The organism is Flavobacterium sp. 140616W15, assembly GCF_003668995.1.
GTDB lineage: Bacteria > Bacteroidota > Bacteroidia > Flavobacteriales > Flavobacteriaceae > Flavobacterium.
The window spans coordinates 950,043-975,513 of record NZ_CP033068.1; the positions used below are offsets into that span (position 1 = coordinate 950,043).

A 25,471-nucleotide genomic window follows, 5' to 3' on the forward strand; every position below is an offset into this window, starting at 1 on the left:
TTATTAGGTAATTGGTGTGTGTTTTGTATGTTTTGATGTATTCATGTAGTATTTCTATTTAACGTACTATAACGTTGTAATTATCTAAGTTTGACGAACTAACTTTAACAATTTATTAATATATGAGAAATCTTATTTTTAGCTTATTAGCACTCATTCTACTTCCAGCCTATATGTCTGGTCAAGTAATTAAAGGTAAGGTTTTAGATTCACAAGGTATGGCAATTCCAGGAACAATGGTTGTCGCCACAGAATCTAGAACTTCTACAGACACAGATTTTGATGGTAATTTTGAGATCAAAGCCAAAGTAGGCGAGCCTTTAAAGATTAGCATGGTTGGATTTGAAGCCCTAGTGATAAACGCAACTTCAACTCCTATGAGTATTGTTCTGAAAGAATCTCAAGATACAGCTTTAAAAGAGGTTGTAGTTATAGGATACGGAACTCAAAAAAAATCAGACATTACGGGGGCAATCACTGTAGTTTCTCAAAAAGATTTAGAAAATAGACCTAATGCCAGTGCAGTGAGTTCACTTCAAGGAAAAGTTGCCGGGGTTTCTATTGTTAACTCAGGAAGTCCAGGTGGACAGCCAAAAGTGAGTGTAAGAGGAATCGGTAGTATTTCTGGTGGAGATGTGCTTTATGTTGTTGATGGAGTAATAACTAATGATATTTCTTATCTTAATCCAAATGATATTGATAAGATGAGTATCCTTAAAGATGCTTCAAGTTCAGCTATTTATGGTATTAGAGCAGCAAACGGAGTTATAGTAATAACAACTAAACTAGGAAGAAAAGGCGTTGCTGAGAATATCAAATTCAGTTATGATTCTAATCTTGGAATTCAGACTCCTACTAATGTGCCAAAGTTTGCAAATGCATCAGATTATGTACAACTTTATAACGAAAAACTACAGTTTGAAGGAAATACAGATCCATCGAAAGTATTGACTTTAGGTCAATTTAATGGAGTTGATACAAACTGGATGGATGAAATTTTAAGAAAGACTTCTTTGATTAATTCTCACAATCTAGGTATTAGTGGTGCTTCAGAAAAAGCAAGATACGCTATGGGTATAGGTTACTTTACTCAAGACGGTATCATGAATGCAGGTAAAGGAGTAAGTTCTGGAGAAGATTACAAAAGAATAACTGCACGTTTTAATACTTCTTATGATGTATCTGACAGATTTAGAGTTGGAGCTAATTTAGCATACTCTAAATCAGATTCAAATGATGCAAATGCACCTTTTCAAACAGCAAGAATTACACCACCTGTAGTTCCTGTATATAATGATGATGGTTCTTACGGTAAAGTTCCTACTGGTTCTGGTTTAGGTACGGCTGGAGATAATAATGCAAGAATGATGTTGGATTTATATAGAGGTAAAACTAATATAACAAGAACATTGTTAGGCGGATATGCTGAATATGACGTTTTAAAAGATTTAACTTATAAAGTTAATATTTCTAGAGATTTTGAAACTTCTTCTGCGTATATCTATACTCCAGAATTCATGCCTCTTACATCAGCTATACTTAGAAACAGTAAGCTTATAAAAAATGATGCTACAAGAGATAATCTTTTGACAGAAAATACTCTTACATGGACAAAATCTTTTGATAAACATAGAATTGTAGCTTTAGCAGGTGCGAGTCGCGAAAGCAGAAAAACCAGAAACACTTCATTCTCAGTAATTGATGTTCCTTTTTTTGGTTCTGATGAAACTTTATATTTAAATTTAGGTAATTCATTAACTGACTTATTAGCAGATAAACCTGGAGATCAAGGAAGTGAAACTCGTTTCCAATCTTATTTTGGACGTGTACAATATGCTTTTGATGATAAATACCTTTTTAATGCAACTGTTCGTCGTGACGGAGCTTCAGTTTATAATTTTGATGGAAATCAAAAATCAGCTACTTTTCCTTCTGTAGGTCTTGGATGGGTTATTAGTAAAGAAAAGTTCATGGAGAATTTAGGCGTAGATTTCTTGAAAATTAAAGGAAGCTGGGGTAAATTAGGAAATGCAACTATTACAAGACAGTTTGATAATACTGCATCTACAATGTCAGGTGCATTTTTCGGAAATCCTTCTCAAGTAAATTCAGCAATATCTATCACTAAATTAGTAGATCCATCAATTGAATGGGAGGTTGTTACTGGTACTGATATAGGAATTGAATTAAGAATGTTAAAAGATCGTTTGTCTATTGAAGCAGGTTACTATAAAAAAGAAACTAAAGACGCTATTTTTAATATTACTAATTTAAGTACATCTGGGTTAGGAGGAAATTATTATACTAATGCTGGTTCATTTGAAAATAAAGGAGTTGAATTTTCTGCGACTTGGAATGATAAAATAGGTGAAAAATTCACATATTCTGTTTATGGGAACTTTACAACAATCAAAAACCAAATTACAGATGTAATAGGTGGATCATTCTTTAATACAGGACCTAGTTTGTTTGGTAATCCTGTGAAAAGATATGAAAAAGGACAAGAAGTAGGAGCTTACTATGGTTTCCAAACTGATGGGGTTATTCAAACTCAAGCTGAAGCAACTGCTTTAGGATCAAAAGTTGGAGCATTAAAATTTAAAGATATAGATGAAAATGGTGTAATTGACAATAATGATAAAACATTTTTAGGAAGCCCAATTCCTGATGTAACTTATGGTTTTGGTGTAAATTTAGCATATTCAAATGTTGATTTAGCATTAGAATTTCAAGGAGTTGCAGGAAATGAAATATATAATTTTAATAGAAATTCTCGTTTTGGTAATGAAAATTGGGACCAAGATTTCGTAAATAATCGTTGGACAGTTTCTAATCCTTCTAATACTTATCCTGCAGCAAATTCAGATCAAAATTCTTCTCGCCCTAGTTCATTTTACGTAGAAAAGGGAGATTACTTTAGAGTAAGAACGATACAATTAGGGTACACTTTACCTGAAAGTTTATTAAGTAGAATTAAAATCGAAAAATTACGCTTTTATTTAAGCGCACAAAATCCATTTACTGCATTTAAATACAATGGTTTTTCTCCTGAATTAGGAAATCAAACTATTGAAAACTTAGGAGTTGATAATAATGCTTACCCATTATCAGCTACATACAGTTTTGGTATTAACTTAAATTTTTAATAAAATGAGAAAAATAATTTTTACACTTTTTGGAGTAGCACTTTTAAGTGCTTGTAGCGAAAGCTATCTTGATATAAAGCCAGAAGATCAAATCAAAAGCGAAAACTTCTTCAAAACAAAAGAAGATGCTTTAGCTTCTGTAAGTGCAATTTATACTAATCTTAGAACTTGGGATTTAGCGGCTTTTGCTCCAATTATTTTGTCTGTATCTTCTGATGATGCTGATAAAGGTAGTTCACCTGGAGATGCTCCTTTCTTTGATGATATCAAAAACTTTACGTTTACTGCATCTGCAGGGATTATTGAAGGATATTGGTCTGGACAATTTAGAGGTGTTAATTTAGCTAATCAAACAATTACTAATGTCCCAAATATTGATATGGATGACGCCTTGAAAACAAGGTTGCTTGCTGAAGCACGTTTTTTTAGAGCATACCATTATTTTAATTTAGTTAAGCTTTATGGTGGAGTGCCTATATATGATGGACTTCCTGCTGATGGAAATTATAACCGTCCAAGAAACTCAAAAGATGAAGTTTACAACTTTATTTTGGCTGATCTTAAGTTTGCAGAGGAAAACTTACCAGCTAATTATGGAGCTACAGATATTGGTAGAGCAACAAAAGGCGCTGCAAGAGCATATGAAGCAAAAGCGCATATGTATTTAGGAAATTGGGATAAAGTACTTTCTATTACTAATCAAGTAATGGGAATGGGATATGGCTTGTTACCAAGTTATAACAGTGTTTTCCGTATTGAATTTGAAAATAGTATAGAATCGATTTTAGAAGTACAATGTACTTATGTTTCTGGGAATTGTGATTTATCAAATTCTCAATTTTCTCAAGTGCAAGGAGTAAGAGATCAATTTGGATGGGGATTCAATGTTCCTTCTCAGAATTTATCTGATTCTTATGAGGCAGGTGACGTACGTAGAGATGCAACTATTATTTATAGAGGCGAAACCACTCCTGAAAAAGATTATATTAAACCAACAGGTGATAACCCAATGTACAACCAAAAAGCATATGTCCCATCTGGACAAATAGGAAACTGTTCTGAAGGTTCTGAGCAAAACATTAGACTAATGCGTTTTGCAGAAGTTCTTTTGATGAATGCTGAAGCAGCAAATGAAATTGGAGATACAGGGTTAGCTTTAGCTTCTGTTAATAAGATTAGACAAAGAGCATCGTTACCAGCTTTAACATCTATGTCTAAGGATCAACTACGTCTAGCTATTTGGAAGGAAAGAAGATCAGAAATGGGTATGGAGAATGATCGATTTTTAGATCTAGTACGTCAAGGTAGAGGACCAGCTGTTTTAGGACCTCAAGGATTTACGGCTGGGAAAAATGAACTTTTCCCAATTCCAGCTCAGGCTATTTCATTGAGTAACGGTGTTTTAAAACAAAACCCTGGTTACTAATTAAAATACAAAAATATCACTTCCTTCATCTACTGAGGGAAGTGATTATTTATTAATGGCATAAATTTTTATAATGATTAGAATTTCAGTTTTATTAGTCTCGTTTGTTTTTTTTAGTTGTGGTTCGCATGCGACTATATCAGAAGATGGTGCAGTAGTAACTCCAGAAGTTGTAAAGTTAACAGACGAAGAGCTTATTGAGCTCGTGCAGAAACAAACCTTTAAATATTTTTGGGATTATGCCGAACCAAACTCAGGCTTGGCGAGAGAGCGTTATCATCCTGATGGGGTTTATCCCGAAAATGATGCTAATGTTGTTACGACCGGAGGTTCTGGTTTTGGGTTAATGGCAATCGTATCAGGAATGTCAAGAGGGTACATTACTAAAAAAGAAGGTGTTGATAGACTTAATAAAATAGCTGATTTCCTAGACAAAGCTGACCGTTTTCACGGAGCTTGGTCGCATTGGATAGATGGAAATACAGGAAAAGTAAAACCATTTGGAACTAAAGATAATGGGGGAGATTTAGTTGAAACTTCATTTTTAGTTAGCGGAATGATTACAGTTCGCGAATATTTAAAAGACGGTTCAGAAGCCGAAAAAGCAGTTGCTAAAAAATACGATGTACTTTGGAAAGGTGTAGATTGGAAATGGTACACTAATAACAAGAATTTCTTGTACTGGCACTGGTCGCCTACTTATGATTGGCAAATGAATTTTCCTCTAGAAGGATATAACGAATGTTTAATTACTTACATATTGGCGGCAGCTTCGCCAACACACCCAATTACGCCGAAAGAATACCACGAAGGTTGGGCAAGAAATGGGGGAATAGTTACGGATAAAACCAAATATAATATTCCCCTAATTCTAAAACACAATGGAGCTGAAGAATTTGGAGGTCCTTTATTCTGGGCACATTATTCGTATGTTGGACTTGATCCAAATCAATTAACTGATAAATATGCAAACTATTGGGATCTTAATGTAAATCACGTTAAAATCGATTATGAGTATTGTGTAGAGAATCCTAAGAAATTTAAAGGATATGGTTCTGATTATTGGGGATTAACCGCATCATATTCTAGAAATCCTGATGGAACCATAGGTTACAATGCACATATGCCAAGTAATGATGTAGGAGTTATTGCACCAACGGCAGCAATAAGTTCTATTGTTTATACACCAAAAGAATCTATTGCAGTGATGCGTAATTTATATGAAAATCATAAAAAAGATACTTGGGGAGTAGCAGGATTTTATGATGCCAGTAGCTTACAATATGGTTGGACTGCACAACGCTATTTGGCCATAGACCAAGGTCCTGAAGTAGTAATGTTAGAAAACTATCGTTCAGGTTTATTATGGAAATTATTTATGAATGCTCCAGAAGTTAAACAAGGATTGATAGGCTTAGGTTTCCACTCAGGTAAATACGGATTCTAGAAAAATAACCATAATATGAAGCATAAATTAGCAGTAGTAGCTCTATTATTTTCGTTCATTTCTTTTGCTCAAACAACTGTAAATGGGAAGATCAAAACCGAAATCATTCAAAAACATGAACTAGGGTACGCATTGCATATTCCAGCGGATATAAAAGAGAAGAAACCATTGCTAATTTTTCTTCATGGTTCAGGCGAAAAAGGATCAGATATAGAAAAAGTAAAAATTCATGGTCCATTTAAGTATTTAAAAGACCATAAACTAGATGCTTATGTCCTTGCTCCGCAATGTCCGGACAACGAAGAATGGGATGCAGAAGTTTTATATCGATTGATATTAAAAATCCAAAAGAAAACAATATCGACTCAGATAGAATTTATGTAACAGGATTAAGTCTGGGAGGTTGGGGAACATGGAATCTAGCTTTTGCACATCCGGATATGTTTGCAGCAATGGTTCCTATTTCAGGATTTGTAGATTTAATACAATTAGAGCAAACCTGTAAAATAGCAAAGATACCAACACGAATTTTTCATGGATTAATGGATGATGTCGTGAATATAGATTATGCTATTACAATTTATAAAGAATTAAAAAAATGTAATAGCAATGTAGAGTTGACCATTTTTGATGACGCAGGTCATGATAGCTGGTCAAGAGTATATGACAACCAGGAAATTTATGACTGGATGTTTAAACAAGTAAGAAATAAATAAAACCCATAGAATGAAAAACAAATTAGTAATACTCTTTTTAGGATGTGCTTTTTTGAGTTATGCTCAAAAAAAAGAAGCCAAAAAAACGGTAAAAATTAAGCCAAGATCAGAGTTCGTTTCAGAGTTGATGTCAAAAATGACAGTAGATGAAAAAATCGGACAGTTAAATTTACCAACATCAGGAGATATAACAACAGGTCAGGCTAATAGTTCTAATGTTGCTAAAAATATTGAAGAAGGTAAAGTAGGAGGCTTATTTAATATTAAATCAGTTCAAAAAATTAAAGAAGTACAAAAGATTGCAGTCGAAAAAAGCCGATTGAAAATTCCTTTGCTTTTTGGTATGGATGTCATTCATGGTTACGAAACTACATTTCCTATTCCGCTAGGATTATCTTGTATTTGGGATATGAAAGCGATAGAAAGAAGTGCTCAAATTGCGGCCAAAGAAGCTAGTGCCGATGGTATCAACTGGACATTTTCACCTATGGTAGATATTTCTCGTGATCCACGTTGGGGTAGAGTTTCTGAAGGTTCAGGAGAAGATCCGTACTTAGGTAGCGAAATTGCAAAAGCAATGGTTAATGGATACCAACAACATGATCTTTCAAAAAACAATACGATTTTATCATGTGTTAAACACTTTGCTTTATATGGTGCACCAGAAGCAGGACGTGATTACAACACGGTAGATATGAGTAAAATAAGAATGTATAATGAATATTTTCCTCCATATAAAGCAGCGATAGATGCAGGAGTAGGTTCAGTTATGGCTTCTTTTAATGAAGTTGACGGAATTCCTGCAACTGGAAGTAAATGGCTTATGACAGATGTTTTAAGAAAAGAATGGGGTTTTAAAGGATTTGTAGTTACAGATTATACAGGAATTCCAGAAATGATTGATCATGGAATGGGAGATTTACAAACTGTATCTGCATTAGCATTAAACGCAGGTGTAGAGATGGATATGGTAGGAGAAGGATTTCTTACGACATTAAAAAAATCATTGGCAGAGAATAAAGTAAGCATGGCACAATTAGACAATGCGGTACGCCTTATTCTTGAAGCTAAATATGATTTAGGATTGTTTGAAGATCCATATAAATACTGTGATCCAAAAAGAGCTAAAACAGAAATTTTTACAGCAAGCCATAGAGCCGAAGCTAGAAAAATTTCTTCACAATCTTTGGTTTTATTGAAAAATGAAAATCAATTATTGCCTTTAAAAAAATCAGGAACTATTGCAGTAATTGGACCATTGGCAGATGCCAAAGAAAATATGCCAGGTACTTGGAGTGTTGCTACAAATATGAAAACTGCTATTTCATTATTAGCAGGAATTAAAGATGTTGCAGGAAAATCTACAAATGTGCTGTATGCAAAAGGAAGTAATCTTGATTACGATGCAGAATTTGAAAAAAACGCAACGATGTTTGGTAAAACACTATATCGTGATAACAGAACTAAAGAAGAGTTGCTTGCAGAGGCCTTAAAAGTGGCGTCACAATCGGATGTAATTGTAGCTGCAATTGGAGAATCTGCAGAGATGAGCGGAGAAAGCAGTAGTAGAACTAATTTAGAAATTCCACAAGCACAAAAAGATCTATTACAAGCATTATTAAAAACAGGAAAACCAGTTGTTGTAGTTTTATTTGATGGCCGCCCATTAGTAATAAAAGAAGAAAGCGAAACTGTTCCAGCAATTCTTAATGTTTGGTTCGCAGGAAGTGAAGCAGGACACGCAATTGCAGATGTTTTGTTTGGAGATGAAAATCCTTCAGGAAAATTAACATCAACATTCCCAAGAAGCGTAGGACAAGTGCCTATTTATTATAACCAAAAAATACAGGAAGACCATTAGTAAACAAAGAAGGGAAATTTGAGAAATTCAGATCAAACTTTATAGACGAAAGAAATGAGCCTTTATATGCTTTTGGTTATGGATTAAGTTATACAACTTTTGATTATTCAAACTTAAAAATTTCATCTGATAAAATGAACTTCACAGGAAAATTAAATGTTACTGTTGATGTTACAAATACAGGAAATTATGATGGTAAAGAAGTAGTTCAATTATACATAAGAGATTTAGTAGGATCAGTTACAAGACCAGTAAGAGAACTTAAAGGTTTCCAAAAAATTGATATTAAAAAAGGAGAAAAAAGAACTGTGAATTTTGAAATTACTGTTGAGGATTTGAAATTTTACAATTCAGATTTAAAATTTATTGCAGAGCCAGGTCAATTCGACATATATGTTGGAACTGATTCAAATGCAGATAAGAAAGTTAGTTTTGAGTTAATCAATTAATTGGTTGGTTAGATTGATTCGTGTTTGGCCCTTCGTATTGGTTTCGAAGGGCCTTTTTTTTAACTTAAAAGGGCGCATTTCTAAAGAAACTTTCTTCCTATTAACTATTTTTAACCTTAAAAAATTATACAATGAATACTATTAAAATATTTCGCGTATTTCTAATACTAATACTATTTGTTTTTACATCATGTAATGCCACAAAAAATGGGATTGTTGCACATCGTGGAGCATGGAAAAAAAATAATTTACCAGAAAACTCTATAGCAGCACTTAGGCATGCTATCGATTTAAAAGCAGTAGGGTCAGAATTTGATGTAGTTATGACAGCTGATGACTCGCTTGTTATAAATCACGATCCACATTATAATAAGCTAATTGTAGAAGAGACAAAATATGCAGACTTGATTAAGTTTAAACTTTCTAATGGAGAAAAGCTACCAACGTTGCGAGAGTATATTCTAGAAGGACTAAAAAATAACAAACACACAACTTTAGTTTGTGAAATAAAACCTTCGGGAGTAAGTAAAGAAAGAGGAAAAAAAATTGCATTAAAAGCTGTTGAAATAGTTAAGAGCCTTAAGGCTGAAAAAATAACTACTTATATCAGTTTTGATTATGACATCTTGAAACAAATTCGCGAAGTCGATTCTAAAACAACATTGCAATATTTAGAAGGTAATAAATCGCCGAAGGAAGTAAAAATAGATAAAATTACTGGTGTAGATTATCATTATTCAGTATTTAAAAAACATCCAGATTGGATAAAAGAAGCAAAGGATAATAAGATCACCTTAAATGTATGGACGGTTAACGATATTAACGATATGGATTGGATTATCGAGAATAATTTTAATTATATAACCACCAATGAACCAGAGTTATTAAGTGAAAGGATAAAGATTAAAAAATAGATTTTTATAAGATTCTATTAAACTTATCTATAAATTATAAAACGATATGATGAAAAATAACTGTAAACTATACCCAATAGCACTTCTGTTGCTTTTGGTTGGATGTAAAATTCATAGATCAGAACCTAAAACGAACCTTTTTGGAAAGACAGAATGGTTTGATCCAAATAAACCTGCATCAACATTTTGTAATCCAGTAAATATTGGATACAATTACACCACCGAAAATCATAATGGAATTCCCGAATCACGTCGTTCGAGTGCAGATCCAGTGATAATTACTTATAAAAACGAATACTATTTATTTGGAACCAATCAAGCAGGATTCTTTTGGAGTAAAGATATGTCCAATTGGGAATTTGTTTATGGTAGTTTCCAGAGACGACCAGCCGATGATGATCAATGTGCACCAGCAGCTTGGGTAGTAAATGACACGATGTTTTATGTAGGTTCAACATGGAAAAAAGACCATCCTATTTGGAAAACTGCTGACCCAAAATCGGGTCGTTGGACAAGACATGTCAATACAGCAATGTTGCCAACTTGGGATCCTGCAATTTTTCAGGACGATGATAAAAAAGTGTATATGTATTATGGTTCAAGCGGGAAATTACCACTTGTAGGTACAGAAGTAGATTATAAAACATGGCTTCCAGTAGGAAATCCGGCAGATTATGCAAAACTATACGCAGCAACAGAAGTAGAAGATATTCAGCGTCCATATGGCGAAATAAAAGAAGTTGTGGGCTTAGATCCTGCAAATCATGGATGGGAACGTTTTGGACCTAATAATGATATGGAGCCTGCACCTTGGGGGAATTTTATCGAAGGAGCGTGGATGACAAAACACAATGGGAAATATTATATGCAATACGGAGCACCAGCTACAGAGTTTAAAGGCTATGCCAATGGAGTACATGTAGGAGATCATCCGTTAGGTCCATTTGTATACCAAAAACACAATCCGATGTCATATAAACCAGGAGGGTTTGTAATCGGTGCTGGACACGGAAATACCTTTGCCGATAATTATGGCAATTACTGGAATACAGGAACGTGTAAAATCTCTATAAAAGACCGTTTTGAACGTCGTATCGATATGTTTCCAGCAGGATTCGATAAAGATGATGTAATGTATTCCATTACATCATACGGAGATTTTCCGATAGTATTACCAACGAAACAACGTGATCAGACCAATGGAACTTCTTCAGGCTGGATGTTACTTTCGTATAAAAAGCCTGTAACCGTTTCTTCTTCAGAAGAATGTATGGAAGTTCAAACGCATAGAGTTGATAACAGTGGAAAAAAAGTATTTGAGAAATTTTGCTACGATGCTAAGAATTTGACCGATGAAGATATTCAAACCTATTGGTCAGCAAAAACGAGCAATCCTGGCGAATGGTTGCAACTTGATTTAGGTAGAAAGATGCAAATAAAGGCACTGCAAATTAATTATGCCGATCATAAAGCAACACAATACAATAAGGCAATGGATATCTATTATCAGTATAAGATATTTATGTCTGACGATGCTGTAAATTGGACTTTGGTTATAGATAAATCTAGAAATGACAAAGATGTACCGCATGATTATGTAGAGCTAACAAAATCGATTAATGCGCGTTATATAAAAATGGTAAACATACATAATGCTTCAGGATTATTTGCAGTGTCTGATTTTAGAGTTTTTGGAAATGGATTATTAGAAAAACCAAAGCCAGTCTCGGAGTTTAAAGTTGACAGAAGTTCGACTGACTCTCGTAATGCAATGATTTCATGGAAAAAACAACCAGATGCAATTGGCTATACTATTCATTACGGAATTGATCCAAATAAATTATACAACAGCATAATGGTTTATGATGAAAGTAAGTATGATTTTAGAGGTTTAGATAAAGGCACAAAATATTACTTTACAATTGAAGCTTTTAATGAGAATGGAATTAGTGTAAAAAATGAAATCATCGAAGTGAAATAATTACAGATTCTATTTTCAGAAAACGTATAGAAAAACGTACCAGAGTTACAAAGAAATTTGTCTATTTTTGAAATTAAAAGAACTTCTAAAAGTTAACTAATTTCAAAAAGCCATATAACCAATGAAAAAAACATCTTTATTAACTATTTTATTTTTAAGTGGATTAACTGCATTTGCACAAACTCCCGATGAAAAAAATATTAAATCTATTTACAAATCAGCTTTAACTAACTCTAAATGTTATACATGGTTAGAATACCTGTCTAATGATATTGGAGGGCGCTTGTCAGGCTCAACGAACGCAGCTGAGGCAGTGCAATACACAAAAAATCAGTTAGAAAGTATAGGTCTAGACAGAGTATATCTTCAAGAAGTAATGGTACCACATTGGGTTCGTGGAGAAAAAGAAACAGCTTATATTTTAGATAATAAAATTAAAATTGAAGTACCAATTACAGCATTGGGAGGATCGATCGCAACACCAAAAACAGGAGTTACTGCTGAGGTAATCGAAGTACAAGGAATAAAAGAATTAAATGAACTAGGAGCTAAAGTAAAAGGTAAAATAGTATTCTTTAACCGACCAATGGATCCTGAAAATGTTGAAACATTTAAATCATACGGAGGTTGTGTAGATCAAAGATATGCAGGAGCAAAAGAAGCAGCTAAATTTGGAGCAGTAGGAACAATTGTACGTTCTATGAATTTGAGATTAGATGATTTTCCACATACAGGAACACAAAGTTATGGGGATTTGCCAAAATCAGAATACATACCAACCGCTGCAATAAGTACAAATGGAGCTGAATTATTAAGTAAATCTTTAAAGAAAAATCCAACGCTAAAGTTTTATTTCAAGCAATCTTGCGAGCAATTACCAGATGTATTATCACATAACGTAATAGGAGAAATGAAAGGAACTGAGAATCCACAAAACATTATGATTGTTGGAGGACATCTTGATTCTTGGGATTTAGCCGATGGTTCACATGATGATGGAGCCGGAGTAGTACAAAGCATGGAAGTAGTACGTATCCTTAAAAATTTAGGTTATAAACCTAAAAATACAATTCGTGTAGTCTTGTTTATGAATGAGGAAAATGGAGGTAGAGGTGGAGCTATGTATGAAGAAATGGCACAAAAAAATAAAGAGAACCATATTTTTGCTTTAGAGAGTGATTCAGGAGGATTCAGTCCGAGAGGATTCTCATTTGAAACAGATGATGAAAACTTTAAGAAAATCGAAAGTTACAAAGGATTATTTGAGCCTTATTTGATACATAGTTTTGTAAAAGGGCACAGTGGTTCAGACATTGGACACTTAACGTCTAAAACGCTTGTTAAAGCAGGTTTAAAGCCAGATTCGCAACGTTACTTTGATTATCACCATGCAGCCAATGATAAATTTGATGCAATAAACAAAAGAGAACTAGAGCTTGGAGCCGCAACAATGGCTTCATTAGTATATCTAATTGATCAAAACGGAATCTTAACGAAATAATTAGATTCTAATTTAAAAAAACAACTCACTTAATTTTGAATTGCCTCCAAAAAGTAATGTACTATTTGGAGGCATTTTTTTTGTTTAAGTTTTTTATTGTTATGTGTTTGATTTATATAGTTTTTTAGTTTTATGCTTAATTTAACTATTTAATGACTGGACATTGATGACTAATCATTAAATTTGATTTTTAATCGAATAACTTAAAAATATAAAAGATGAAACGTTTTGAAAATAAAGTTGCTTTTATTACTGGAGGGAATTCAGGAATAGGTAAAGTTTCAGCTCTTGCAATTGCAAAAGAAGGGGCTGCAGTAATGATTACTGATTTAAGTGAAACTTCTCAGGTAGTAGAAGAAATAATAAAAGCAGGAGGTAAAGCTGCGTATGTAAAATGCGATGTTTCTAAGCCAGAAGAAGTGGAACATGCGGTAAATGAAACAGTAAGAATTTTTGGAAGATTGGATGTGGCTCTTAATAATGCAGGTATTGTGGACACAAGTTTAAGTCATGTTAATGAAAAAACACTTGAAGAGTGGAATAAAGTAATTGCAGTAAATTTGAGCGGTGTGTTTTACGGTATGAAATATCAGATTGCGCAAATGCGTAAACAAGGCGGAGGATCAATCGTTAATATCGGTTCAGTGATGAGTCAGGTTACAGATATGGGAATCGCCTCGTATGTTTCTTCAAAACATGGTGTGGTAGGGTTAACGAAAGCAGCAGCTCTAGAAAACGGAACAGAAAATATTCGTGTTAATATAATTGGCCCAGGATATATTGAAACTCCTATATTAATGGACAATGCAGGATCTGGAGCAGCCGAGTATTTAAAATCAAAAACAGCAATGAAGCGATTAGGGAAACCAGAAGAGATAGCTAAAACATTTTTATTTTTAGCGTCAGATGATGCCAGCTATTGTACAGGAGCCTATTTGCCTGTAGATGGGGGCTATTTAATTCAATAATTAGTATCTTTGAAAGATGTTTAAAGGAAAAAGAAGGAGAATAGCTTCTTCTTTTTTTTGTAATCTTGTTTTACAGATAAAATTATGGCTTTTGATAAAAAACAGACTCTTCCTTCTATAAAAAGAGAATTAGGATTAAATCTACTCGAAACCTTTAATTGGGCGTATACTAAATCTCAATTGTTCTTTGCTAGATATGGATTGACTTCTCAGCAATACAATGTCTTAAAAATATTAGCAGAGAATGATAAAGCGTTATCTACTTCTGATATATTGGCACAAATGGTCGAAAAAAATGCTGGAGTTTCACGTTTGGTAGATCGTTTAGTCTTAAAGAAATTAGTAGTAAAAGAAACTGTAGCATCTGATAAGCGCTTAATTGCAATTATTATCACTAAAGAAGGAGAAACGTTACTGAATAAAGTCAATGAAAATCTTCATGTACTCGATGAGGAAGTATATGGAGCATTATCCGATCAGGAAGCAGATCAGTTAAATTACTTATTGAAGAAAATAAAAAACATAGAAATATAAAAAAATAAGTTATCTCGTTTATTAATGAGTTAAGTAGGCTTAAAACAGGATAAATAGTAGATTAGTTTTTAAAATATAATTTCAGATAGCTTACTGACTTATAAGCTATCTGAAATTATTTTAAGCTGTTGGATGTAATTATTTTCAGTGCATAAGAGGGATAACCTTCATATCATAAAAGGATATTCCAAATTATTCAGAATCCAAATTGTATCTAACTTTTTCAGTTAATTATTACCCCAATCTATTTTTCTAGAAAAGTACATCACTGCTGCAAGAATTAAAAATAAACCTACGCTACCTACCAATAATGCATAATTCTCTAATTGGATAATAACATAAATGAAAGTGTATAATCCGGTGAGTGAAAACCCAATGAATATCGGAAATTTTTTATTCTTTAAAATTGAAAATGAGTACGCTGTAATTAGCGATATAACGGCTATACCAGATAAAATATACGCTTTGGTAAAATTACTATGTTCAGTTATCGAAATTAATAAAGTATAAAACATAATAAGAGCCAAACCAATCATCGAATATTGGAAAATATGAATACTAATTTTGCTCATATTCTGGATTAAAAAGAAAATCAAAAAGGTAAGCCCAATAACAAGAAAACCATATTTAGAGGCACGCTCGTTTTGTTGGTATTGATCTACAGGAATTACAAAGTCAACCCCGAAACTATATGAACTTAAATCAGGCAAAATATCAAAAGCTTGTTGAGAGAATGCTCTGTTGATATGCAAAATTTTCCAATTAGCAATAAATCCAGTTTCGCTTATCTTTTTTGTTTTATCATCCGGCAAGAAATTACCAGTAAAGCTTGGTGAAGCCCAATTAGATTTCATTGCAACATTGGTAGTTTTTCCAATCGGTACAATCTTAATTTGCTTACTACCATTGTAGGTAATGCCAAAGCTATAATCAGTTTTGGGAGCGGATAGTATTTTTGTCAAATCGACATAACCTGTTTCAAGAGCCTCAGTAGTATCAGATTTAGATGAATTATATACAGGTTCAAAAACATAGTGAGTAGCTCCTAAATTAATTTTCACTTCCTCTTTTATGCTTTTTAGATTTGTAGTTTTAATTAAAATCGTTGCTTTGTCCCACTGAATAGCCTCTGGAGCAATATTTTTACTGCTAAAATCAGGTCGAATGTAATTACCTTTAAACTTCATATTAGTAGTAAAAACAGCCGACTCGTAATTGTTTCTATTCAGTATTTTTGTATCAATATTCGAATTGATATTTAGTTCTTGAGGAAAAAAGTAAGCATATTTTGTAGATGCTACTTTTTGTTTTACAGTTTCTTTGGTTTTTTCATTTATCGTTACAGTTTCTTCGTAAGAAGTATATGGGATTTTTAATATAGGTCCGTAGATATAGACACTTTCTCCCCATTTGTCATTGATTTCAGAGATAACATCGTTTTGTCTATAAGAGCGTTCCGAAATTAAATTCTTCACATATTCCAGAGGAACTAGCAAAAATAGAGTAAGCAAACCTACCATAATCATCTTGGCAGTATTAGACTGAAAAATAGAAGTGGGTTTTGGAGTTTCGTTTGTTTCCATGGTAAAGTTGTTTTAAGGTTTTATAATAAATTAAGTTTAACAATGATTGTATAATACAAAAGCGCAATAGGAATGTTTGATAATAGAATTAAGATTTTACGGCCTATATAGTCCCTTTGACTTGGTAGAGAAATGAAACTCTCTACTAAATGAAATAACATGATGGCATTAAGAAATAAAGCCGCAACGCTAAAAAGAAAGCCAACAATTAAGATATAAGAGTTGTCTTTTACAAGTACAAACAGTGCAAAAAAGAGCGAACAAATTAAAAGGCTACCAATGGTTAGCTCAGTAGATGCCCTACATTCAAATTTTTCTTCATTAATTAAGTTTTTCATAGTTTTAGATTTTAAAAGTTTTTTGAATTGATAGAATAGGAGTCGATAACATTTTGGAGAAATCCAAATAATAAAAAGGAATCGCTTTTTTTCCTCTTTTATATTGTTCTAAGAAATAGCAAAGTTGTGCAGGGTAGAAGACAGTTCCTGACAGAATCACCATATACAAGTACAAACTCTTTTTACGATTTCCCAAAAGATAGTATTGCATACCAATTTCATCTACTACAGAAATTCCAGTATTTGTTAGAACATGAATGATATCATGATCCTCTAATTTGGCTTGAATATCAAAGTTATTTCTATGAAGAAAATCTCCCAAACCATATCCTAAACTTCCTTCCGGAAAAGCAAGTAATTGAGACTTGTTTACTTCCCATGGCGCATTTTTCTTCATGTATTTCTGATATGGTTTTCGAGACCATTCATACATTTTCTCTATTAATAAATCTTTCATGTTTTTTCGGGTTAGTTTTCTTTTGAAAGTACTTTGTATTTCAAAGTTAATAGGTAAAAAAAAGGCGCTATTTCTTCTGTATCAATTTTTCAAGAGCGTCAATATGTGCAACAAATGCAAGTTTACCATCTTTAGTGGCCCTATAACTCGTATTGGGTTTTTTGCCAATAAATTGTTTTTGTATTTCAATATAGTTTTCCAATTCTAATGCCTTAGCATGACTAGCTAAGTTACCATCAGTAACGCCTAAGAGCTCTTTCAGAGTGCTAAAATCAGCCGAATCATTGACCATCAATACAGACATGATTCCAAGTCGAATTCGATGGTCAAAGGCTTTATTTATATTTTGAATGATGCTTTTCAATTTTTAATAGGTATCAATTACGGTTTTTAACAATTTAGAGTCAACAATGTTTGAAGGAGAAACTACAGCTTCCTCAAGCGGAATATTGTTTCCATATCGTTCTTTTAATTTAGCTTTAACTTTTGAATCAGTTAGGTTAAAATCCTTTAATTTCTGCAACGGGCATAATTCGATACCAGCTCCATTTTTATAAATCTTCCAAATTAATTCAGAGCAATACATTTTATCATCAGACCAGCCAAAATAAGAATCGTAGTCACTATTAAGAAAATTTCGACTATAAATTTCCATTTTTTCAATAGTAGTAGGAGTTAAGGCAGTTGTGTCTTTTAATCGTTTTACAAGAAAATCTTGATCTTTACCATGCTGAATCCATTCATCAAGAGGGGTTAGTTTTACAGGTTGAACAGCTTCAAAAACAAAACGCTTGCCGTCTAAAATATAAACGATTCCACAATGAGAAAATTTAGAATTTGTAGCGATCCTGACAGCTTCACATTGGCTAGACTCAGAGGTTTGAAAAATTAAATCACCAGCCTTTATTTTATCCAAAAGAGTATCCTTTAGCTTCGGATTTTCAACAGTTGCTTTCGAAAATGGATCATTCGGAAAAAATTGCTTAGTGATATATAAAGCAAAACAAAAGCTAATAATTAAGGTAACTCCAGCAAAAATATATTTAAATTTTTTCATGTTTTACTTTTTGAATTATGACTAATAAAGATTATTTCCTATCGTATTTAAAATACATAATACTTCCGTATAGAATATGACAAACTCCAAAACCCAATGCCCAGAATTCCAGCGCATAACCAGAGAATTCAGTAGCAATTAAGCCAAGAATAATTATTGTAATACCTAAATAACGTACGTCTCTCAAAGTATATTTACTAGCATTTACACAAGCTAATCCGTAAAATAGGAGAGTAACAGGAGCAATTAAGCCATAATAGCCATTTCGGAGCAAAAGTAAGCCGAAAATACCACCAGTAACAAGCGGAATCAAAAAATTAACTAATACTCTTTTAGAAGTAGAATTCCATATTTTTTCTCCTTGTTTTTTGGCTTTGCTTACAGTTAATATTGCAGCAGTTATAATAGAGAATACCAATACTAAAAAAGCAGTTAATACAATTAACTTAAAAGTTTTACTTTCTAAAGTTACATAATAACCCGAATGGCTCTCAATAAGACCATTGGCAATATGAGCGCCAATAAGAGCATATATTCCTGCCATAATTCCTGATAAACCACTTAATGAAATAAACTGAGAAGATTTATTCATCATGTTTTTTATTTCAGTAATATCCTGTAAATATTTATCTTCCATATAAAGTACTTTGAATTACAAAGTAAATGATAAAAAAAATAGTCACCAAATAAAATGATGACTATTTTTTATGAATTTGTAATTATAATCTGAAGATACCTCCGAAAGCAATAATTCTCTGGAAGAAGAAAAAGTCTTGAGAAGCACTATCATCGCTACTTTTGGTAGTTCGAATGTCTTGCATGTTAATATAACCACCTTTTAACTCTCCTTGAATGTAAAAATGTTTGAAGAAAGTTAAGTTAATTCCCGCTTTTGCGGATACGCCATATCCAGAAACGTGAAAATCATCATGACGATCTTTACCTAAAAGAGTTGTATTTGTTTTAGGATATAAAATTCCAGCACCTAAACCTTCAGTCAAATTAATTTGAAATTTATCTGTATTAGGTAAGCCAAACCATTTTGAAACATCATCGAATCTAGAAACCTCTGTATTAATATAATTTAAACCATCTGTATGTTCGTACATTAAGAATTTACCATCTGTAAAATCCACAGGTGTATTGTTGTAGATACCATTATGATTTTCAGGTGAATTAATATATCCGTTAACAATTGCTGTTTGATCTTGAGTCATTACATATTTCATATGATCTAATCCAATCGTTACACTGTAATGATCGCTAAAAAAATAACCTAAGCGTAGATTCGTTTGAGGAATGGTCATTCTTGCAGGATTAACATAATCCATATGCCATCCTTTAGGTTTGTCATGAGCAGACATGTTCTCTACTGTAAAATTGTAATCTTTCCCTCTAAAGTTAACATCAGATTTACTGTAACTTTCTCTGTTACCACCCCAAGAAACGAAGAATTTCCCTTTATTATGTGCTGTATATTTTTCTTGTACTGCTATTTGTTCTTGTGCAAAAGTGTTTACTGAAAAACACAACAAGAAAAATAATATAAAATTAGTTTTCAAAGTAATAAGTTTAAAATTGATTAATGGTTTTTCTGATGGCAACTAATTTTGTCATTAAATCTTCAAAATAGTCTAAATGCAACATGTTTGCACCATCACTTTTGGCGTTAGCCGGGTCAAAATGAGTTTCGATAAAAATTCCATCAACACCTACTGCTATACCAGCTTTGGCAACTGTTTCGATCATATCAGGTCTTCCGCCAGTTACACCTACAGTTTGATTTGGTTGTTGTAATGAATGTGTTACATCAAGAACTGTAGTAGCATATTGCTGCATTGTTGGGATTCCTCTATAATCTACAATCATGTCTTGGTAGCCAAACATAGTACCACGATCAGTAACCATTACGTTTTGATTGTTACAATCCAATACCTTTTGTACAGCATGTTTCATGCTTTCAGGACTCATAAATTGTCCTTTTTTCAAGTTAACCACTTTTCCAGTATTGGCAGCAGCTACAACAAGATCAGTTTGACGTACTAAAAATGCAGGAATTTGTAAAACATCTACATATTGAGCAGCCATATCAGCATCCTCATTAGTGTGAATATCAGTTACAGTAGGAACATGAAAAGTTTCAGAAACTTTTCTTAGAATTTTTAATGCTTTTTCGTCACCAATTCCAGAGAAACTATCGATTCTAGAACGGTTTGCTTTTTTAAATGACCCTTTAAATACATAAGGAATCTCAAGTTTGTCGGTAATACCAATTAATTTTTCAGCAATACGCATCGCCATTTCTTCACCTTCAATGGCGCAAGGTCCTGCTAATAAAAAGAAATTACCGCTATCTGTATGCTTAATTTGTGGAATATGTTGTATGTTCATAGTATAAATTTTTAAGACAGTGCAAAGGTAGTTATGATTTACGATTTACAGATTAAGAATTAGGAATTTTTTAACGAGCATTTCCTGCTATCCATTGTACTATTTTTCTCAAAATCTTTTTTCTTACTCTTTACATAAGCCACAGCTGATCGCTTAGTAAATCTCAAAAAAAACAAGATTTTTTCAGAAAATGATTTCCACATTAAACTCAATTCACTCAACAGCTATAAAAAATAAAGAAGAAGTGAAATAAGCAAAGGCAATATTAAGTCATTGCCAGAAACTAATTAATGATATTTATCATGTATAATTGTTGGCGTACTTTAGAGTACAGTTTTTTTAGTTTATTGGAGAATTAAAAATTATATAAACTGTTTTTGTTTTGAGCATAAATAGAGTTTTATTTTACTCTTCTTCCTTTCCATTTTTTAATTAAAAACTGAAGAACTATAATAATGCACAGAAGAATGACAAGAAAAACAACACCAACTATAACTCCTAAAAAAGGCATTCCACATCTTGTTGTGTTTGGATGTTGATCAAAATATTTAGAAATATTATAATTGGTTATGAAAACAGCTGCAACAGAAAAAAATATTTGAGAGATAAAGCTCATTAAGCTTATTTTTCCAAATTTAAGTTTAGTTGGTTTTTTGTCGAATATGATTTTAGTTCCAACTATTAATTGGAATAGTACAGGTGAAATAAGTAAAATAAAAGGCGCAATATTTAGCATTTTTATAGTTTTAAAAAGAATCGTTCTCTTTCAAGTTTATCATTTTTAAGTTTTGCTTCTTCAAATCTTGTTTCTTTCCTCTCTAGGTCTTTCTTCTATTTCTTCAAAGTCAATCCAAGTGGAACCATTAAAACTCCCTTTTCGTAGATATTAAGATATAAATTGATTGGTTTTTTTTGTCCTTCCCATTTTATTTCATAAACATCAAGAAAACCAGCTCCCATGTCGCTTCTTTTGCTAGGGAAGGGACAGCAACTTTCAAGTTTAGTATACGTTATCTTTTCTCCGTTTGGTCCAGCCAGAGCGTTTAAAAAGCGTTGTTGATTAATGACTTCATCTTTAGATGTTCTATAGAATATATTTACAGGATAATCTTTGTTATAACCATACTTTTTGTCTTTGCTATATTGAGTGATTATAAACGTATTGTCTTTGTTTAAAGTTAAGTTTGGCGCATTATCATCTACATTTTTTAGAGTAGATTTTGTACTAACACAAGATGTAGCTGTAATAAGTAAGATGATAAAAAGAGCTATTTTTTTCATGTTTTTTTGGCAGTTTAATGATACAAATGTAAAAGGTTTTGATAAAATAAGTCACAGATTTCAAGAATTAAAATGATTAAAAAAAATCTGCTAAATCTGCAAAATCTGCGTGCAAAAAATTACTTAAGTTTAATGAGCCTTTTATTTTGTTCTTACTGAATTCAGTTTTAGAATACCAATTACAATCAGATACTGTGCCATAAGATAGGTGAGCATAATAAAAAATGAATTTTTATAAATGGGCTCATAAAATTTATCCATTGCTAGGATGCTATCCGAAAGTACAAAAACAATAGCTCCAATAAAAATATAGGTGTTTGCAGGTTTTTTCCAGATTAAATAGCCACTAAAAGCGTACAAAAGCATCGTGGAAATAGTTAAAGCATAAACAATTACAGGAAGTTGTAAATCGCCAAGTTTTGGTAGCAAAACGGTAAGCATGGTGGTTAAATAAACTAAAATAAATCCCAAACCAATAAAAAAAACACCTTTATTTTTAGAGACATTGGGCTTGTTTTGTTTGTTAAACAGAATGATATAAATAACGTGAGATATTAGAAATGCTACCAAGCCTAATATAAAATAGATTTCGGAAATATTAGCAAATAATAAAATCACATCACCAATCCATGAGAATAATAAAGCGCCAAGAAGAATTTTTTTTGACGGAAAATCTTCAGAAAAATAAACGGCAAGCCATAAAATAGGAATAAGCAATCCTTTTAAGTACCAGGCAATATTTTCGAGATTATAAAGAAGAATTAAAAGATAGAAAAAACTAAAACCAATATAGAATTTTAAGAGTAAAGGGCTTTTCATAATTTGTTTTTAAGAGTTTACCAGAACAGGTTTTATAGTTTTAAAATCTACTTTTACAAAGTATATTGAGATTAATAAAGAAATAATAAGGTATCCGATAATAGCAATGTTGCCAAAAGGAAAAACAGAATTAAGTCCAAACCAATCTCCAAAATGATAAATAATAACAAGAGCAGTAACTAAACGTAGGCTTTCCCACAAAATAGCAAAACGGTTTTTATCCATTAATTCCGTATAACTATAAATCGTTATGAAAATAAAAAAACCATAGTAAAAGATATTCGGGAAACCAATCTTTGCAATATTGCTGAACAAGTAACTTACAAACAGGAGTGTTATCATTACTTGAGTAATCGACCAATAAACGAGTTTCGTAGAATTATCAATTCCATATTTGGTGTAATTATATACATCAGTAATTTTATTGACAGGGTACTTTTCTTCAAAATTTTCAGGGCGCCAACCAGTAGGTTTAAACCAAATGGTGAATTTATCTTTCCAGTTCTCAGCTCGCCATGCATCACTTATTAGTAATGATAAATGCTGAAAGTTAATTCGGATGGGATTCCATGTGTTTGCTGGTCTTGTAATACCAAAAACAGGCGGAACAGTGTCTAATTCTTCTTGAAAAGTACCAAAAAGTTTATCCCAGAATATGAATATCTGCGAATGGTTTTTATCTAAATACTCAGGATTTATAGCATGATGTACTCTGTGATGGGATGGAGTTACCAATATATGTTCCAAAACACCCATTTTTTTGATATACTTGGTATGATACCAAAATTGTAAAAATAAATGCAGTGGCAGTGTAATAGCAATTACAGTTGCAGGAACGCCAAGTAAGGCAGCTGGAATTAGTAAAAAAGTAAACAAATTAACAAAACTGGCAATAGGTTGACGTAAGGCACAAGCAAGATTAAATTCTTCGCTACTATGATGGATGGCATGTTTGTTCCAAAGAAAGTTAATTTGATGAGACAAGCGATGACTCCAGTAGCCATAAAAATCAATGACAAAGAATCCAACGATATAGGTAATTATAGTATTTTCTATATGGTAAATGGCAATTTTAGAAACGAGCCATTCATACGAAATAAAAGTGATGGTAAGACCTAGGACATCTTTTACAGAATTGGTAATGCCAGAACTGACACTAGACACACTATCGATAAGAGGGACGTGGTCTTGTTTTATGTATAAACCATACGATTTCTCGATTATAATTAATAATAAAAAAATTGGCATTGCAATAATTAGTATTTTTCCGTATTCTTCCATAAAAAAAATTGTGTATTTTATTCAAATATAGAATAAATTACACAATTTTTTAAATTATTGATAATTAAATTAAACGATTTCTGCGCTTAGTCCAGCTTCTAAAAGTTGGGTACATTGTGGTTTTAATTTATCCATCGAGCCCGTTTTTACGGTACATTTTCCGTTGTAATGAACAATTAAAGAGCATTGCTCAGCTTGTTCGGGTGTATGATTGCACACGCGAATTAATGTTTCTATTACATGATCAAAAGTATTTACATCATCATTATATACGATGATTTCGTTGTTAAAAGATATTGCTTCTTTTTCCCGAACTCTTTCTTTTACTTTTTCTTTAGTACTCATTTTTTTTTGTTTTTGTACTGTTGTAATTGATTAACTACAAATTTACATATTTTAAAGAAACCCAATTATTTCTTTGAAATTTTTTAACATATTTCAATCCTTTTTCTGTGCATGAAGCATCAATATAAGGAATGTCTTCTTCATAAAAACCACTTAATAATAAAGTCCCTTTTGGATTTAGGCAATCAACATAACTTTGCATGTCGTTTAGTAAAATATTACGGTTGATATTAGCGATAATCAAATCGTATTTTTTACCAGCTAATAATGCCGCATCACCTTCATAAACGGTGATATGCTTGCAATTATTGCGTTCTGCATTTTCTATTGAGTTTAAATAGCACCAATTATCAATGTCAATTGCATCAATAGGTTGAGCACCTTTCATTTCGGCAAGAATAGCAAGAATAGCAGTTCCGCAACCCATATCTAAAGTTTTTAATCCGTTAACATCCATTTCTAATAAATGCTGAATCATCATATGAGTTGTTTCGTGATGACCTGTACCAAAACTCATTTTTGGTTCGATTACAATGTCAAACTCAGCATTTGTTTTTGGATGAAAAGGAGCACGAACATGACAGTTTCCGTCAACATCAATAGGTTCGAAGTTTTTTTCCCATTCTTCATTCCAATTTACTTGCTCAATTTCTTCAAATGTATACTCAATCTTAAATTCATCCGATTGTAAAATATGAATATCCTCTAGAATAGCTTCGTCCCATAAATCCTTTTGTACAAATGCAGAAATCCCAGTTTCAGTTTCGGTAAAACTCTCAAATGCTTTCTCGCCTAATTCAGCAATTAGTATTTCTGATCCTAATTCTTTAGGTTCAATCGTGAAGTGATACCCGATATAAATGTTTGACATATTTGTTTTTTTTGCAAAGGTAACAATCGAAATTTGAAATTGTTTAAAAAAATGAATAACGTTACCATATTATGCTGTATTTTAGCTTAAAATTTGTAAGTATTA

24 protein-coding genes and 1 pseudogene are annotated in these 25,471 nt (G+C 32.4%); 11 read left to right on the forward strand and 14 right to left on the reverse strand.

Annotated features, from left to right (window positions below; translation table 11 throughout):
- Positions 1–122 precede the first annotated feature (122 nt).
- The 11 genes and pseudogenes from EAG11_RS04145 (at position 123) to EAG11_RS04190 (ending at position 14,943) form a co-directional block, all read left to right on the forward strand.
- Entirely contained in the window at positions 123–3,146 is a 3,024-nt protein-coding gene (locus tag EAG11_RS04145) for a TonB-dependent receptor (RefSeq protein ID WP_129538035.1), read from the forward strand.
- Positions 3,147–3,150: 4 nt separating this feature from the next.
- Positions 3,151–4,572: a RagB/SusD family nutrient uptake outer membrane protein gene (locus tag EAG11_RS04150; protein ID WP_129538036.1), complete on the forward strand. Its 1,422-nt coding sequence runs from the start codon at positions 3,151–3,153 to the stop codon at positions 4,570–4,572.
- Between the two features lie 73 nt (positions 4,573–4,645).
- Positions 4,646–6,019: a glucoamylase family protein gene (locus EAG11_RS04155; protein WP_129538037.1), complete on the forward strand. Its 1,374-nt coding sequence runs from the start codon at positions 4,646–4,648 to the stop codon at positions 6,017–6,019.
- A gap of 15 nt (positions 6,020–6,034) precedes the next feature.
- Entirely contained in the window at positions 6,035–6,403 is a 369-nt protein-coding gene (locus EAG11_RS22080; protein ID WP_242499262.1) for a hypothetical protein, read from the forward strand.
- The gene (locus tag EAG11_RS22085; protein ID WP_242499263.1) at positions 6,325–6,735 is read left to right on the forward strand and encodes a prolyl oligopeptidase family serine peptidase; all 411 of its coding nucleotides are present in this window, start codon (positions 6,325–6,327) and stop codon (positions 6,733–6,735) included. The genes EAG11_RS22080 and EAG11_RS22085 overlap by 79 nt, the downstream gene beginning before the upstream one ends.
- Positions 6,736–6,745: 10 nt before the next feature.
- Positions 6,746–9,045 (forward strand): annotated as a pseudogene (bglX, locus tag EAG11_RS04165) (beta-glucosidase BglX).
- Between the two features lie 131 nt (positions 9,046–9,176).
- Positions 9,177–9,959 carry a glycerophosphodiester phosphodiesterase family protein gene (locus tag EAG11_RS04170; RefSeq protein WP_129538038.1) on the forward strand — a complete coding sequence of 261 codons (783 nt, stop codon included), beginning with the start codon at positions 9,177–9,179 and terminating at the stop codon, positions 9,957–9,959.
- Positions 9,960–10,005: 46 nt separating this feature from the next.
- Entirely contained in the window at positions 10,006–11,940 is a 1,935-nt protein-coding gene (locus EAG11_RS04175; RefSeq protein WP_242499264.1) for a family 43 glycosylhydrolase, read from the forward strand.
- Between the two features lie 121 nt (positions 11,941–12,061).
- Positions 12,062–13,441 (forward strand): M20/M25/M40 family metallo-hydrolase, encoded by a 1,380-nt coding sequence (locus EAG11_RS04180; RefSeq protein WP_129538039.1) that lies wholly within the window; start codon positions 12,062–12,064, stop codon positions 13,439–13,441.
- A 218-nt stretch (positions 13,442–13,659) separates the two neighbouring features.
- Positions 13,660–14,409: an SDR family NAD(P)-dependent oxidoreductase gene (locus EAG11_RS04185; protein WP_129538040.1), complete on the forward strand. Its 750-nt coding sequence runs from the start codon at positions 13,660–13,662 to the stop codon at positions 14,407–14,409.
- Between the two features lie 84 nt (positions 14,410–14,493).
- Positions 14,494–14,943: a MarR family winged helix-turn-helix transcriptional regulator gene (locus tag EAG11_RS04190; RefSeq protein WP_129538041.1), complete on the forward strand. Its 450-nt coding sequence runs from the start codon at positions 14,494–14,496 to the stop codon at positions 14,941–14,943.
- A gap of 227 nt (positions 14,944–15,170) precedes the next feature.
- On the opposite strand, the gene creD is transcribed toward EAG11_RS04190, so the two are convergent.
- The 14 genes from creD to prmA all read right to left on the reverse strand — a co-directional run bounded on the left by creD (position 15,171) and on the right by prmA (position 25,366).
- Positions 15,171–16,526 carry a cell envelope integrity protein CreD gene (gene creD, locus EAG11_RS04195; protein ID WP_129538042.1) on the reverse strand — a complete coding sequence of 452 codons (1,356 nt, stop codon included), beginning with the start codon at positions 16,524–16,526 and terminating at the stop codon, positions 15,171–15,173.
- A 20-nt stretch (positions 16,527–16,546) separates the two neighbouring features.
- A complete protein-coding gene (locus EAG11_RS04200) occupies positions 16,547–16,864 on the reverse strand; it encodes a hypothetical protein (protein ID WP_129538043.1) in 318 nt (105 codons plus the stop codon).
- A gap of 4 nt (positions 16,865–16,868) precedes the next feature.
- Entirely contained in the window at positions 16,869–17,321 is a 453-nt protein-coding gene (locus tag EAG11_RS04205) for a hypothetical protein (RefSeq protein ID WP_129538044.1), read from the reverse strand.
- 67 nt (positions 17,322–17,388) lie between these two features.
- Positions 17,389–17,625, reverse strand: coding sequence for a winged helix-turn-helix domain-containing protein (locus EAG11_RS04210; protein ID WP_371414657.1), 237 nt, complete (start codon positions 17,623–17,625; stop codon positions 17,389–17,391).
- A gap of 63 nt (positions 17,626–17,688) precedes the next feature.
- Positions 17,689–18,378 carry a YiiX family permuted papain-like enzyme gene (locus EAG11_RS04215; RefSeq protein WP_129538045.1) on the reverse strand — a complete coding sequence of 230 codons (690 nt, stop codon included), beginning with the start codon at positions 18,376–18,378 and terminating at the stop codon, positions 17,689–17,691.
- 31 nt (positions 18,379–18,409) lie between these two features.
- On the reverse strand, positions 18,410–19,015 hold the full coding sequence (locus tag EAG11_RS04220) for a hypothetical protein (protein WP_129538046.1): 606 nt from the start codon (positions 19,013–19,015) through the stop codon (positions 18,410–18,412).
- A gap of 82 nt (positions 19,016–19,097) precedes the next feature.
- Entirely contained in the window at positions 19,098–19,940 is an 843-nt protein-coding gene (locus EAG11_RS04225) for a hypothetical protein (protein ID WP_129538047.1), read from the reverse strand.
- 10 nt (positions 19,941–19,950) lie between these two features.
- Positions 19,951–20,769: a 3-deoxy-8-phosphooctulonate synthase gene (gene kdsA, locus EAG11_RS04230; RefSeq protein WP_035625892.1), complete on the reverse strand. Its 819-nt coding sequence runs from the start codon at positions 20,767–20,769 to the stop codon at positions 19,951–19,953.
- 400 nt (positions 20,770–21,169) lie between these two features.
- Complete coding sequence (locus EAG11_RS04235; protein ID WP_129538048.1) at positions 21,170–21,505, reverse strand: hypothetical protein; 336 nt, start codon at positions 21,503–21,505, stop codon at positions 21,170–21,172.
- A gap of 95 nt (positions 21,506–21,600) precedes the next feature.
- Entirely contained in the window at positions 21,601–22,050 is a 450-nt protein-coding gene (locus EAG11_RS04240; RefSeq protein WP_129538049.1) for a 2-dehydro-3-deoxyphosphooctonate aldolase, read from the reverse strand.
- Between the two features lie 141 nt (positions 22,051–22,191).
- Positions 22,192–22,869 carry a lysoplasmalogenase gene (locus EAG11_RS04245; protein ID WP_129538050.1) on the reverse strand — a complete coding sequence of 226 codons (678 nt, stop codon included), beginning with the start codon at positions 22,867–22,869 and terminating at the stop codon, positions 22,192–22,194.
- 9 nt (positions 22,870–22,878) lie between these two features.
- Positions 22,879–24,150, reverse strand: coding sequence for a sterol desaturase family protein (locus EAG11_RS04250; protein ID WP_129538051.1), 1,272 nt, complete (start codon positions 24,148–24,150; stop codon positions 22,879–22,881).
- Positions 24,151–24,219: 69 nt separating this feature from the next.
- Positions 24,220–24,495, reverse strand: a complete 276-nt coding sequence (locus EAG11_RS04255) for an ATP-dependent Clp protease adaptor ClpS (protein WP_129538052.1) — start codon at positions 24,493–24,495, stop codon at positions 24,220–24,222.
- A 34-nt stretch (positions 24,496–24,529) separates the two neighbouring features.
- Positions 24,530–25,366, reverse strand: a complete 837-nt coding sequence (gene prmA / locus EAG11_RS04260; RefSeq protein WP_129538053.1) for a 50S ribosomal protein L11 methyltransferase — start codon at positions 25,364–25,366, stop codon at positions 24,530–24,532.
- Between the last annotated feature and the right edge of the window lie 105 nt (positions 25,367–25,471).